The organism is Thermosipho sp. (in: thermotogales), from assembly GCF_020054775.1.
Taxonomy (GTDB): domain Bacteria; phylum Thermotogota; class Thermotogae; order Thermotogales; family Fervidobacteriaceae; genus Thermosipho; species Thermosipho africanus.
On record NZ_JAIHAP010000049.1, the window covers coordinates 1 to 13,437 of the forward strand.

At 25.3% G+C, this 13,437-nt stretch carries 13 protein-coding genes and 1 pseudogene; 7 read left to right on the forward strand and 7 right to left on the reverse strand.

Translation table 11 applies throughout. From position 1 onward, the window contains the following. Nucleotides 1-544 precede the first annotated feature (544 nt). The 4 genes from JG780_RS07945 to JG780_RS07960 all read left to right on the forward strand — a co-directional run bounded on the left by JG780_RS07945 (nt 545) and on the right by JG780_RS07960 (nt 2,834). Nucleotides 545-982, forward strand: a complete 438-nt coding sequence (locus JG780_RS07945; RefSeq protein WP_287569992.1) for a hypothetical protein — start codon at nt 545-547, stop codon at nt 980-982. Nucleotides 983-1,459: 477 nt separating this feature from the next. After that, nucleotides 1,460-1,618: a hypothetical protein gene (locus JG780_RS07950; protein ID WP_004103066.1), complete on the forward strand. Its 159-nt coding sequence runs from the start codon at nt 1,460-1,462 to the stop codon at nt 1,616-1,618. Nucleotides 1,619-1,631: 13 nt separating this feature from the next. Next, complete coding sequence (locus JG780_RS07955; protein ID WP_232617949.1) at nt 1,632-2,225, forward strand: hypothetical protein; 594 nt, start codon at nt 1,632-1,634, stop codon at nt 2,223-2,225. Between the two features lie 126 nt (nt 2,226-2,351). Then, nucleotides 2,352-2,834 carry a TspO/MBR family protein gene (locus JG780_RS07960; protein WP_004103070.1) on the forward strand — a complete coding sequence of 161 codons (483 nt, stop codon included), beginning with the start codon at nt 2,352-2,354 and terminating at the stop codon, nt 2,832-2,834. A gap of 273 nt (nt 2,835-3,107) precedes the next feature. Here the strand turns inward: JG780_RS07960 and JG780_RS07965 are convergent, their stop codons facing one another. Further along, nucleotides 3,108-4,271: an MFS transporter gene (locus JG780_RS07965; RefSeq protein ID WP_012580533.1), complete on the reverse strand. Its 1,164-nt coding sequence runs from the start codon at nt 4,269-4,271 to the stop codon at nt 3,108-3,110. 113 nt (nt 4,272-4,384) lie between these two features. On the opposite strand from JG780_RS07965, the gene JG780_RS07970 reads away from it, so the two are divergent. Then, nucleotides 4,385-4,711 carry a hypothetical protein gene (locus JG780_RS07970; RefSeq protein WP_287569993.1) on the forward strand — a complete coding sequence of 109 codons (327 nt, stop codon included), beginning with the start codon at nt 4,385-4,387 and terminating at the stop codon, nt 4,709-4,711. A 1,339-nt stretch (nt 4,712-6,050) separates the two neighbouring features. Here JG780_RS07970 and JG780_RS07975 read toward each other — a convergent pair. Together JG780_RS07975 and JG780_RS07980 are read right to left on the reverse strand one after the other, a co-directional pair. Further along, complete coding sequence (locus JG780_RS07975; protein WP_287569994.1) at nt 6,051-6,173, reverse strand: hypothetical protein; 123 nt, start codon at nt 6,171-6,173, stop codon at nt 6,051-6,053. A 54-nt stretch (nt 6,174-6,227) separates the two neighbouring features. Further along, a pseudogene (locus JG780_RS07980) lies at nt 6,228-6,356 on the reverse strand (hypothetical protein); the annotation flags it as partial. 1,425 nt (nt 6,357-7,781) lie between these two features. Between JG780_RS07980 and JG780_RS07985 the strand changes: the two are divergent. Continuing rightward, the gene (locus tag JG780_RS07985) at nt 7,782-7,910 is read left to right on the forward strand and encodes a hypothetical protein (protein WP_287569995.1); all 129 of its coding nucleotides are present in this window, start codon (nt 7,782-7,784) and stop codon (nt 7,908-7,910) included. Between the two features lie 323 nt (nt 7,911-8,233). Here JG780_RS07985 and JG780_RS07990 read toward each other — a convergent pair whose 3' ends face one another. Beyond that, complete coding sequence (locus tag JG780_RS07990) at nt 8,234-9,628, reverse strand: COG1470 family protein (RefSeq protein ID WP_287569996.1); 1,395 nt, start codon at nt 9,626-9,628, stop codon at nt 8,234-8,236. 429 nt (nt 9,629-10,057) lie between these two features. Between JG780_RS07990 and JG780_RS07995 the strand changes: the two genes are divergently transcribed. Next, nucleotides 10,058-10,582 (forward strand): transposase, encoded by a 525-nt coding sequence (locus JG780_RS07995; protein ID WP_287569997.1) that lies wholly within the window; start codon nt 10,058-10,060, stop codon nt 10,580-10,582. A gap of 162 nt (nt 10,583-10,744) precedes the next feature. Here JG780_RS07995 and JG780_RS08000 read toward each other — a convergent pair whose 3' ends face one another. The 3 genes from JG780_RS08000 to JG780_RS08010 all read right to left on the reverse strand — a co-directional run. Continuing rightward, nucleotides 10,745-11,617: a MurR/RpiR family transcriptional regulator gene (locus JG780_RS08000; RefSeq protein ID WP_287569998.1), complete on the reverse strand. Its 873-nt coding sequence runs from the start codon at nt 11,615-11,617 to the stop codon at nt 10,745-10,747. Continuing rightward, nucleotides 11,614-12,921: a mannosylglucosylglycerate synthase gene (mggS, locus tag JG780_RS08005; protein WP_012580530.1), complete on the reverse strand. Its 1,308-nt coding sequence runs from the start codon at nt 12,919-12,921 to the stop codon at nt 11,614-11,616. The genes JG780_RS08000 and mggS overlap by 4 nt, the downstream gene beginning before the upstream one ends. Next, nucleotides 12,921-13,437 (reverse strand): TOBE domain-containing protein (locus JG780_RS08010; protein WP_353844456.1); only part of this gene is annotated, 517 nt, incomplete at its 5' end. The genes JG780_RS08010 and mggS, both read right to left, overlap by 1 nt.

Genomic DNA, 13,437 nt, shown 5'->3' on the forward strand with positions numbered 1-13,437 from the left:
AATACAGACTAAATAAAGGGGTTTTATTATGGAAGCAATAAAAAAGTTTAAAGTTTTGTGGGAGATAATTCCTAAAAAAGATAAAATTTATTATATTGCATTATTCTATCGATATTTTCTTTCGTTGTTCTGAAAAATTAAATATATAAATACTTTGAGGCAATACAATAATTTGAAGCATTAAATTTTGAAATGAATCTCTGTAAAAAATGACAAGTTTTTTACTAAAGAAAATGTTTTTTTAGAAGCTACATCTTTTTGTTAATGATTTTTTTAGTACAAGAATAATCTTAGCTAGTGTAACTTTTTCTAACCTACTTTTAACATTAACCTGAGTCTGAATAATTTTAAATAATATTAGTACATTTTATGTACTTAAAATCTATTTACATTGATATCTGATAATCATATGCTTTTTAAAATACAGAACGACATATGTTTTGGAATAACTGCTCCAAAGCATATTATAATAGAATAGATAATCAAATCTATTTTGAAAAAAACAAAAAATTGTTATATAATTTAATTAGTAATCAAAAAACAAATGAATCCTTACTATAAAATCTGTAAATTTCATGGGGGTATTTATATTAATTACTTTTACTTTGATATTGACAAAATAATGCCAAGTCAACTTTATATTTCAAAAGAAAAACTCAAAAATGTAATGAGGCTTATAAAATATAAAGGTTTAAATAACCTTGAACCGATTCCTATTAAAAAAATTAATAATATTATTTTTTATACAGATGGTCATACAAGGGCATTTGCCCTCTGGAAATTGGGGTTTAAAAAAATTAAAGTTGAATGGGAAACAGAAGAGCTTGATTGGGAATTATATTTAATTTGTATAGACTGGTGTAAAAATAAAAATATAAGTAACATTTCACATTTAAAAATTATTTCGCATAGTCAATACAAAAAATGGTGGATAAAAAAGTGTGAAGACATGCATAAACTTTTATATCCTTCTCCTCGTTAGTTGAAATAGGAATAAATAGGAATGTTATATTTTTCTTTAAGAACTTTTCATACTCCAAAGAAATTTAAATGTAATAAAATTAACGTGCAACCTTAGATGTTAGGTTTTGTTTCTTAAATTTATTATTGATGTATTTTAAAAATTGATCTCATAGTCAGATTAAAAGTGAATTTATTTGATGCAAAGGTATTCAATAAAAATTAAAAATCTACGAATTTAAATATGCTAATACTTGATGTTCTTTACAATGTTAAAATGAACTGTAAATAGTGTACAAACTTTTTAGTTATCAAAAGCTCCATGAATTGTCCAATTCGTGGAGCTTTTTATTTTAGGGGTAATTTCATAATAAACAATTTCTATCTAGGAACACTTGACTACTTTTTTATTTTCAAATAGTAAGAATATAAAATTCAATGAATTATTCGTGTATTATATAATATAAAAGTGATATAATAAATTATATGAGGTGGTATTATGATTAAAAAAGTTATAATTATCTTTTTAATAATCTTGATTTTTCAAGCTTTTTCAGTTCAATTTTCAAACATTAAGCCAAAACATGAAGAAGGCCCTTTCGTTGAATTTACATCTTTAGGATATGCTTTTAAAAATTTTGAAATTTTGAAATTTTGACACAGCCTCTACTTTGGGTATCTTTAACTTAAATTATAGATATTACGTTAAAAATAATGCTATTTTCTCATCACAGAATTATTTCATAGATCCACTTTTTGTTTCTAGATTGTATATGAAAGAATCAATCGAAAGTACTCCTACATATATTTTTGCAACAAGAAATTATTATTTTTCAAATTATAATCTTGATAGAGTTTCAATTAAATCTTATTTTGAAATGTTTTTTCCAGGAATAGCAGACTTTTCAGATTATGTTTTTGATATAGTACCAAGAGGATTTGTTAATGTTGGTTATTTTATTTTAGATAAAATAGAATTTTTTGGTTTACTAGAAGGTGGAGTTGTTCTTAATTTAATTATATCATCTGGAACTAAAGATAGTGATTGGGATAATTTTATTAAAGAATTAAGGCAAGAATCAATTTATTCAACCTTTAAATTTGGGTTTTCTTGGTATTATGATAATTATTCTGGTATCGAATTAGGATATAGGTCATTTTTATTGGGCAAGAATAGTCCTTTAAGATTTATTCAAGGATTTACCACAACTGATTGGATTTATAATTTTGTCAGTTATACTTTATATACTGAAAATGGTCCATAAATATTTATCCCGTTTATAACTACAGATTACTATATTAGTTTTTCTACAAAATTCTAATTGATTTTTAAATAATTTATAAAATATTGATAATTTTATTGTAAATCCACATATTTGGAGGTGAAGTGAATGGAAAAACAGAACAAAAAGAAGATATTTAAGCTTATACTATCTATTGTTTTAACACTTCTTATAGGTTTTATTGGATCACTAATTACAAACAAATCTCTTGACACTTGGTATAACACTATAAAAAAACCTTCCTTTAATCCACCAAATTGGTTATTTGCTCCTGTTTGGACAATTTTGTTTATAATGATAGGGCTATCATTTTACTTTGTTTGGGAAAGAGGTTTTGGCAATAAAGTTAAAACACTACTATTTGTTTTCTTATTACAACTAGTGCTTAATCTTCTTTGGTCATATTCATTTTTTGGATTAACTAACCCACTTTTGGCCTTTATAGTTATTATTATTTTGTGGATTGCTATTTTAATAAATATAATAATATTTTATAAAGTTTCTAAAATAGCTGGATTTTTATTGATTCCATATATTTTATGGGTTTCATTTGCTAGTATCTTAAATCTTGCTATTGTTATTTTGAATTAGTAACTTTAATTTAATTCACAAAACGAAATTAAAAAATTTAAGTTCTTCAGTTTAAAAGCTTGCATATTTAATTTCTTATTAATTTAATAGCTTATTATTAAAAATCTCTTGAGCCGAGAATTAAAAGTTCAAGAGATCTTTTATTTATGCTATTTAATAAAAATGTCTTTATTTTAGAAAATAAAGATGTTTTTAATTCCCTGATATATCTTTTTATATATATTGCTCCAAAAAATATGCCTTATTTTTAAATATAAACGATTTTTAGGGATGCTAACATTCTATAAATATTTGATTTTCTTTAAAAATTATAATAATCATTAATTCTAAAATATTAAAAATAAGTATAAGTAAAAATCCAAAAAATATTCCAAAATATTGTCCAAGGAGTCCAATTAGATATGAAGCTCCACCTGAAAACAGAGAAGTAATAGATGAGGCTAAACTAAGTGCAATACCTTTATTTGACTTATATTTCTCAATAATAGTAGCTTGAATAGTTGGATAAGTAGTAGCATAAAATAAACCGGTAAAAAATATAAGTATAGAAGAAATGAAAAAATTTATCGATAAAAAAACAGAAAGGCTTGAACATATTAGAGAAAAACTTATAACAAACAATAACCATTTCTTATAACCAAATTTTTCTGGCATTTTTGCAAAAAATAATCTTCCTATAAACAAACCTAACCACAAAAATGAAGGGAAAATTGCCGATCTAGAAACACTATAACTTCTTACTTCATGTAAAAAAACGGAAATCCATGAAGAAAAGTTCATTTCATAGCTAACATAGAGGGACAGTGCTAAGATCAAAATTACAAGTGAAAAATTTATAAGATTTTTAAAAGATATTTGTTCTTTAACATATTCAGAATGGAATTCATTTATTGTATTTTTTATCAAAAAAAGAAAAATAAACGGAAGCAAACTTGTTATAAATCCAATTGCAAAAGTAGTTCTCCATAAATTGGTAAATCTTAATATAAAAGACGAAACTATAGGACTTATAACTGCGCCAATTGCAAAAGCAGAATGAAGAAAATTTAATTTTTTAGCTTTTTTCCCAGTTCCAGAAACACCTATTAAGAATGGGATACTTACTTCTAAAGCAGCACCGCCAAAATTCATCATGAAATTACCAAACACAAATAAAGTAAAAGAGTTCATTATGAATAGAATAAACACACCAAAAGAAAAAATAACTCCTGCAGTTAAAACCACATTAAATGTATTAAATTTTTCAAGCAAAAATCCGAAAACTAATGATCCAATTAAAAAGCTTACTGATCCTAAACTTAAAGATAGTCCAATCAACGAATGATTAATTGAAAAACCTTTTTCAATTACTGGAATTAAAGGCCCGATAAGTACTAAAACAAAACCAAATGTAAAAAAATTCAAAAATCCATATAAGTTAATAAGTTTTTCCTTCATTATTTACCTCCTGAACTTTTTATAATTATACTAATTATACTAATTATACTATATTTATTCATAAATACCATCCAAAATTTAATATCTGTTACGCAATATCGTTATTAACGTTGATGTTAGCAAATATAGCTTTTAACATAGAATACATAGAAGGGACATTTATAACACATTTATTGAGTGGTAATAGTAGAAGGAAATGGATGATAAATAGGCTAATCAATTTTTATCTTTTTGTAGTTTTACAATTATTTATATCATTTGTTGTTATAACAATTGGTTTTGGAATAATAACCGGTTCGTTTGGATTAGGCTTACTTGAAATTAATAAAGAGAATATGGAATTTTTAAAATTAATCACACCAACAATTTTAAATATTTTGAAAACATTATCATTTATATCATTTGCTGTATTTATAATAACATTTTTTCTAGAAAAATAATGTTGTGAAGTATTATATCAGCAGGATTGATTTTTGTAATAACAAGTATCGCAAACCTTATTACTTTGATGTTTACAGAAAAAATAATATTAAAGACTTTCTTAGATATATATGGTTAATAGAATCAAAGAATCATTTTTTATGCATAATTTGGATTACTATGTTTTCAATATTGCCTTGAAGGCGTATTGTTAAAATTGAGATTGCAAATCACGGAAGTTAGTAGAATAGCGATAACAAAATATTAAAAGCATTCCAAAAAAAGTAAAAATTTCATACTTCTTTAAAAAGTTAAAGATAAAATAATTTAGGAGCAGGCAAAACTATAATAAAACGCTTGCTCCAATAATTTTTAAAAGTTTTATTTAAGGAAACAGTTCTTTTTAAAAATAAACAAAAAACTTTGATAATAGAAAACAACTTATAGACTTCGTCAAAAAAATAATATATCGTTTTAAAAATATTTTAGTGACAGATATTTTTTTGCTAAATAGAATATAACTTCAATTAGCATTTTTTATCGGAAATTATATTTATGATAAAAATTATTAAAAACTAATCAAATTTTTGAATTTATAATTGAAGCATCAAGAATTTCAGATTTTTCTTTAAATTGAACTTCAAAAAACCTTTATTTATGAGCTTTTATGATTTCTCTTTGTATTTTAGTTTTTAAGGGCCATTTATCAATAAAGATATATTTTTATACATATCGATTTTTTAAAACAACCTTATTTTTGAAAATAAAAGGCGATTCGCGATACGAACTATTTTTGTTGAAAAATTATTAATTTTATTAGTTTTCAAATAATTTCAGTTATTTTATTGTCATTTGCATTATTTTAAAAACTCTTTGTATTTTCACCTTCAATTTCATATTCTTTCTTATAATTGCTCTAAAAATTATACTAATTTGTTTTTTTTGGCTTATTTTTACATTTGTCATATTTGGGTTTTGGGAATTACAATTGATGATTTTAAATTATTCAATAAAAAACAAAAAAACTTATATTTCTTTCGAAATGATAGTATAATATTTTACTTACTCAAAAAATGGTGCAAAGAAAATCAACGATAAACATGGTGCAGGAATGAATTAACTTATGAAATAATAAAATTTTCTCCTTATGGTCTATAAAACTAGATACAGTTTATAAGAAATGAAATATTTTAAATTCCAAAAACCTATTTTTGTAAAATTTTTACTTGTGCAATATAATGTTTCTTATATTGCATTTTGTCCAAAAAAATTTGTAATTGTATAATCATTTTATGCCATAGGATAAACAAAAACGGGCTTTGGTATAATACCAAAGCCCTTACATTATTAAAATATATTTTATCTTTTATTAGAATTATTTTTGAGGTCTCCATCTTTAAGATTCTCTTTCCTAACTTTACTCTTTTCTTCAGGAGACATTCCTAAATTATAGTTATAAATTACTCCTTTCCCAATCTCCATAGATTGGATTCGGAAGTATTATAAATTTTGTCCCCCATTTATCTTTCATTTTATCTACAAGCTCATTTCTTTCGGATGTGTCTTATGCCTAAATACAAATGTAAAGTCATTCAAATTATCACCAATAATAAGAACTATTCTGTAATTTTCTGCTACCATTTGTCTTCTTGATTCTTTGACTGAAGTTGTAGATTTTGCTAATACGGCTTTTCATTCGCAAATGGGAAACCAAGATTTTTAAGGTTTTTAATAGTGACTTTTCAAACTATCGCTTCTATTAGTAATGTAAAATACTTCTCCGTTGTTTTTTTGCTACATAATTAAGAAATTCTAATACCCCTGGAATAGTTTAGCAAGTTTTGCATCACACCATTCATTCCAGCCCATTGGATAAGCATTATTTGTTTCATTCAACACATGTTGTGTTATATTTAGTACAAAAACAATTTTAGCAGGTGTTGCCTTTTTTTATATTTTAATTTAACCCATCTTTTACATTGGCCAGGGTCAACTATAAATCTCAATTGTAAAATTTTTCTTAAACTATATGATATAATTTTTTCACCAAAAAAATGGAGAAGGAACTATATGAAAATAGATATTGAAAGAAAAACTTCTTTACTTTTATATGGCATGCTATATTTCTTGCTTTTGCTTATTTTTTATTTAAATAAATACAGTCGTTCCTTTACTGATTTTAAAGCCGGTGGTTCTGATTTTATTTGCTAGTTTATTAGTTTCGAAGCCTCTAAAATAAAATATCTTTTAATTGGAATATATCTTAGTATTTCATAACTTTTTCTAATTGCTCTTATTCTTTCAGTACATTTTTCAAATAAATTTGTTTTATTTTTTACAATTCTTGGCCTTACAATTTTTTCATTTAGTGGAGTTTTTACAGGTATCAGCTATACTGACTTACTTGGAAAATCAATTTTAAAAGAAAATCTAAGAAAATTTATGAGTACTAGACAAATACTAAGAAGTATTTTTGCCTAACAGGAGCACTTACAGAAAAAATTATACTAAATGCCTTTGGATACTCTGTAAACTATGCTGTTAAGTTTTACATTTCTTTTTTCTCACTTCTAATTGCTTCAACTGGTTTTTGGTTAATTAAAGAAGAAAAAATAGCATTTCATAAGAAAATTTCCTCATTTATTAATATTTTTTAAAATATCTCAAATTATCTTTTTAATGATAAAAATTTACTAAATCATGTTATTTTAAATAATCTTACCGGTTTTGGGCTAATTATTATTTAATTTTATATCACTCTAGCAAAAAATTCATTTGCTTTAGATAATGAAATTGTTGGAAATTTTTTCTTTTTACAAATGTTTTGAATTATTTTAGCTAGTTTTCTTCGGAAAAAATATTGCATAACAAATGATTTAAGAACGTTCTAAAAAGTTGCTTTATAGTAGAAGTATTACACCAATCATTGCATTAATATTAAGTAATTTTTTCCCACAGATTTATTCTATTGTTTTTCTAATTTCAGAGTTCACTTCAAGTGTTAGGCAAATGTCATTTGAATGGCTATTAATAAAATAAGCAATAATAAAAACCGTGTATTATAGGTAGTTATTTTAGGGGTATTAAATATTGTTACTGTTATTTCCATTAATTATTGAAATTGTATTAAAAATTAACGGATATGAAATAATATTTTTGTCATTTTCAGTTTTTATAGTTTTAAGTCTAACTTTTTTAAATAGAATAGAAGAAAAGTAGCTAAATAAAAATTTAGGACTTTTAAAAACTATTTTTTAAATACAACTAACCAATAATAAAACATTTATAGCTTAACAATTGATATAAACTTCCATTTCATTAATTTTTTGTTTCTAAATCAAAGATTTTTACACACCTTAAAACATTTTTCTATTATCTATTTTTCAAATTAATACTCATCCATTTAATTACCTCAAACTCTGTAATATATCTCCACTTTCCATGTATTTAAATGAATTAAAAAAAGAAATGGAATATTAAATAAAAAGACATGGCTTCAAAAATATACTGAAGCCATGTCATTAATCTAGATTATATTATAATTAAGGAACTATAATATTTATAAACAATTCACGAATAATATCTTTATCAGATAAATCTTTACTAATTGCAACAATTTTAACAACATAGTTTCCAGAAGAAGCAGAGTTATTAAAAATAGTAAACATAATTGGATTTGTTATATCACTTGTATCTATATTAATTTCCTCAGGGAAAATATTAAAACCTGTAGGTGTACTATTATCATAATTAACAATTGTAAATTTTATAATTCCATTAAAATCAGATTTTGGAGTAATTTTAATAAAAGTATTAACTGAACTAGCATTTTCTATAACATAGTAATTATTAATAAAATAATTTGAATCAACTAAATCTATTGTAAATCCATAATCTGTATGTTGAATACCTATAACTTCAATTATAATAAACACATATCTTACTATCGTTGAATCTTCATTAGTTGCTTTAATCCTTAGATTATATGTTCCAGTTGTCATTGTTGATGCTACTGAAATTACCATTGTAAACTTTACTGGATTTTCATTTGGAATGTTAATTATCGCTGGTGCTATACTTATCCCTTCTGGTGCTACCTCACCTTCCAATGTCTCTAATTCAAATCTTACATTTCCACTAAACCCATTCTCTGGTGTTATTGTTATTTGCACTTTTCCTGAGTTCCCTTGCTCTATGTTCAATTTTTCTGTGTCACTCTCTATCGTAAATGATGGTTCATTACCTTCTAAAACATTTATAACAAAGTCACTCTTTTTAATTATCTCAAATTTTTCGCTTATAGCAACTAATTTTAATTTATATTTTCTATTCGGTATGTTTGGATTAACTTTCAACTTTAAAAAAGTTGATGTTGATTCTTTATCGATCTTAACATAAGATGGCTCTACCGTAACATATGAAAAAGGTAGTCCATTTTCATCTTCAAAATAAAGTTTTATATTACCATTAAACTCATTATAAGATTTTATACCTAATAAAAATTCAGTCTCTGAATCTCGTGTTATATTTATCGAGGTTGCATATGGAATTATTTCAATATCCCTTATTGATACATTCAAATTAACATTCTTTGTACTATTACCTATTCTAGCTTTCAAGTTTAATGAATAATTACCTGGTAGGGTACTATCTTTCTTTTCTATCTTTAATGAGATTTTTTTTATTGATATTACATCTATTACAACATTTGTTGAATTATTTAATGTAAAATTATTATCATCAAGAAAAAATTCAACTTTTCCTTTAAAACCATTAACGGGAGAAACAATAAGGTCAATATTTTCAGAATTCTTTCCCACCATTTCAATTGATATATTTTCTGGTGCAATCAAAACTGTTGGAGAAAAATTTACACATCCTGTCAAGGCTAATACAATGATTAACAAAGCTAAAAAATTAAATTTGTATAATTTCATAGAAGTCCCCCCATTTCCAAAATATTAATTTCTTTCCGATTATTTATTATAACATATATTTTTAGCAACATTTATATTTGAAAGTAAAAATTTAAAAAAAAATTAAAATAGTTTATTTTTTATTTTAAATCCTGGCCAAAGTAAAAAATAAGTTCAATTAGAATATAAAAAAGTACTACACCAGCTAAAATTATTTTTGGACCAAATACAAATCATACAAGAAGATGTAACCCAACAATATTTTCTTAAATATTATTTGACCGCAAAATTACTCAATAAAATATCTAATTTTGTCTTTGATAAATCTAAAAGAATGAATTTAAGAAAGTATCCTGACCATATCTTTGTTTTAATTTTAACTCTTATGTATTTAACTAATATTCAATCAATGAGAATAGAGAAGACTATATACTCATCTTTTAGAATAGATTGAAAAGATTGTCAAAAAAGAAAGTAAGTAAGAAATTAAAAAGACTTTTTAGTATACTGCTAGTTATTGACAGCAGTGAAATTAGAGGAAAGAAAAAGAGACTTCATCTACTATATGAAGCAAATGCAAAAGTGTTATTAGATTTTGAGATAGGAAATAATAGAGAAGTAGAACATGCAGAAAATATGTTAGAAGATATAGAAGGTTCAATATTGTTAGCAGATAGGGGGTACTGGCAATGGGAGTTTATTGAAAAAATGAAAGAAAAGATGAAGTTATATGTAAAGCCTAGAGGAAGAAAAGGGAAAGAATTTATGGAAAGAGAAATAAATAGGTTAATATATAGCAAAAGATGGGAAATAGAATGGTATATGGAAAGGATGAAGCAGAGGATAAAGGTGAGAGGAATGAATGAAAGGACACTAAAGGCACAGATTACATATATGTTACTAGGGCAGCAGTTAACAATGTTAATAGACACACTCTCTGCGCATCCTAAAATGATTAGATTGATTGAAAAATAATTTTTACATTGGCCAGAGTGCTACCACTTGATATAAAACGAATAATTGTCAATGACTTTTTACATTATATTTTTAAAAAACTTATATTAATTTTTCCTTCATGAATTCTTAATATTATTTTATCAGTCACATGAATTTTTATTTTTAGTTTTAATCAAATATCTATATCTTTTCATTTTTGCTAGCATATTTTTTCGTTTTCAAAGTTGTATTAGCCTTTTTAATAATCTCTATAGCTTCTTTTTTCAAAGATAAAACTTCTTCAAAAATCATATGAAGAATTGAAATCTGAGAAACAATCGGAGAAATTTTTGGCATACCACGTTCTAATCCGGCAGGAGGAATATAGATAGTTTTATCCACAACTTCAGTAATTTTCGATTCATACCCTCCTGTAATAGCAACAGTGAATGCTTTTGAATCTTTTGCAACTTTCATAGATTTAACTGTATCTCTAATATTTCCACTTGAGGAAATTCCAAAAACTACTGTTTGATTATCCATCCCTGCTGCACTTATAACTTGCATATGAGGATCGTTATAATAATTTGCAAAGAATCCTCCTCTTGTAAATAATAATGCTCCATATTCAGCTACTACACCACTAGAACCTACACCAAAAAAGAATATTTTATTTGATTCAACTACTTTTTTGGCAATTTGGTTTATTTCATTTTCATTTATAATCTTTGATAATTTATTCAATGATTCAATAACTTCTGAAATTACAGAATTAGTTTTAGTTTCTTCAAATGATATCGAAGAAAGTTCTTTTGCAAGTTCTATTTTTAATGCTTGAAACCCTTTATATCCAAGTTTTCGACTAATCCTGGAAATAGTTGCTTCTCCTACTTTTGCAAGTTCAGATAACTCACTTATCGAATGATGTATTACATCATCTGGATAGTTGATAATATATCTTGCAATTTTTCTTTCAGCAGGTTTTAATTGGTCATAAATAGCTTTTAATTTTTCAATAATTCCTAATTTAACATCTTCCATATCTTTTCTATTCACCTTCCTTATTAAATTCATACTTTATCATTTAAAATACCTTGAATAATTTTTTGTAAACTCTCCAAGCTATAAAATTTCTTACCAATTTCAAAATTTTCATTAACAGTTTTTTCATACGCTTCTTTATCAAACAAAATTTCAAACAATTCTTCAGCAGCCTTTATTTCAACTTCTTCATCAACATTAACCAAACCATCTTTTTTGAAATAACTATTTCCAAGACTAATATATTTTAGTCCAGACATTTTTATGTCAGATTCAAAAACTTTGTATTCAAATAAAACTATAGGTTTTTTTACCATAATTGCTTCTAGCAATTGATTTCCCCAACCTTCAAGAATAGATGGATATGTAATAGCATCTGCAATACTATACAAATCCCAAAAAGTCCATACTTTATTTTCAACATTAGGATATAGATCTACTGTACGAATACCATATTTAAATGCCAAATCTAATAATTTGTATTTATAATTTTCACTTTCACACATTCCAGAAAATGCTAAAATTATCTCTCCATTAAATATTTTCCCATTATATAATTTTTTACCAACATATTTTTTAGAAAGTTTTGACATCTGATTAACCAGCTCAATTGCTAATTCAATTGCTTTTCTTTCTGTTATTCTAGTAGCCTGAAGTAGAACAATCGAATTTTCAGATATATTATATGCATCTCTTATTTTTAAATTTACATCTTCATTTGTAAATAGAGGTTCATTGAAATCCATTACATTTGGTACAATTGTAGATTCAACATTCTTTTTCAAATATAGAGCATTCCTAGCAAGTGAATTTATCACAACATGCTTTATATTATCACCAAGTGGAGGACAATACATTTCTAAAAGTTCTTTAATCTTTTCATCTGTATAATTTAAAAAATATTTTCTTTCCCACCAAAAATCGTGGTGATGCCCTATGAATATTTTTTCTGGATGCTCTTTAGCAAATCTAAAGAGAGCAATCGCTGATGGCAAAAAAGCTCCTAAAGACCAAATATTATTTGGAATAATTACATCATATTTTTTAAGAACGTGAAAAATGTCATTATACACTTTATCACTTTCTTCAAAAATTATATTCAATAATCCATTGATATCAAAATCTTCAAGTTTTTCAAAAGCATTTTTATTTATTAATCTATACTTTGGATTTTCAAAGCCAATTGATGGAACTACAACATCTACTCCTTCTTTATTATTCCCTGCTACTATATCAACTTCATGACCCATCCTTTTCAATACCTTTCTCCATTTTTCCATTTCAAGTGATACTCCGTCCATTAAACCAGCTCTATAGTGAACCAGTGCAACTTTCATCAAATTCCCTCCAATCTACTTTCTGTATCAACATCAAACAGCATCATTCTTTCATGGTCCAATGTTACCTTAATGATTTGATCAGCAGAATATTTTGGGAAAGCTGGTGCAACGATTTTTACAATTTGATCTCCCAATTCAACTGCAATAACTTGATGAGAACCTTGAGGTTCAACAACTAAAATTTTCTCCCTAAAAATAGCACTTTTTTCATCATCAGTTATAAGTAAATTTTCAGGACGTATTCCTACAATTATCTCGTCTTTATTGTATTTTTCAATTACGTGTTTAATTTTTTCTGGTACTTTAATATCAATATAGTTATTTTTCAAATGTATTTCTCCATTATTTCTAACTATATTCATTTTAAAGAAATTTGTAGGTGGTGTTCCAATAAAACCAGCGACAAATACATTCGCACTGTAAAAGTAAACATCATCTGGAGTTCCAACTTGTTCTATTTTACCATTTCTCATAACAACTATTCTATCTGCCATAGACATTGCTTCTGATTGA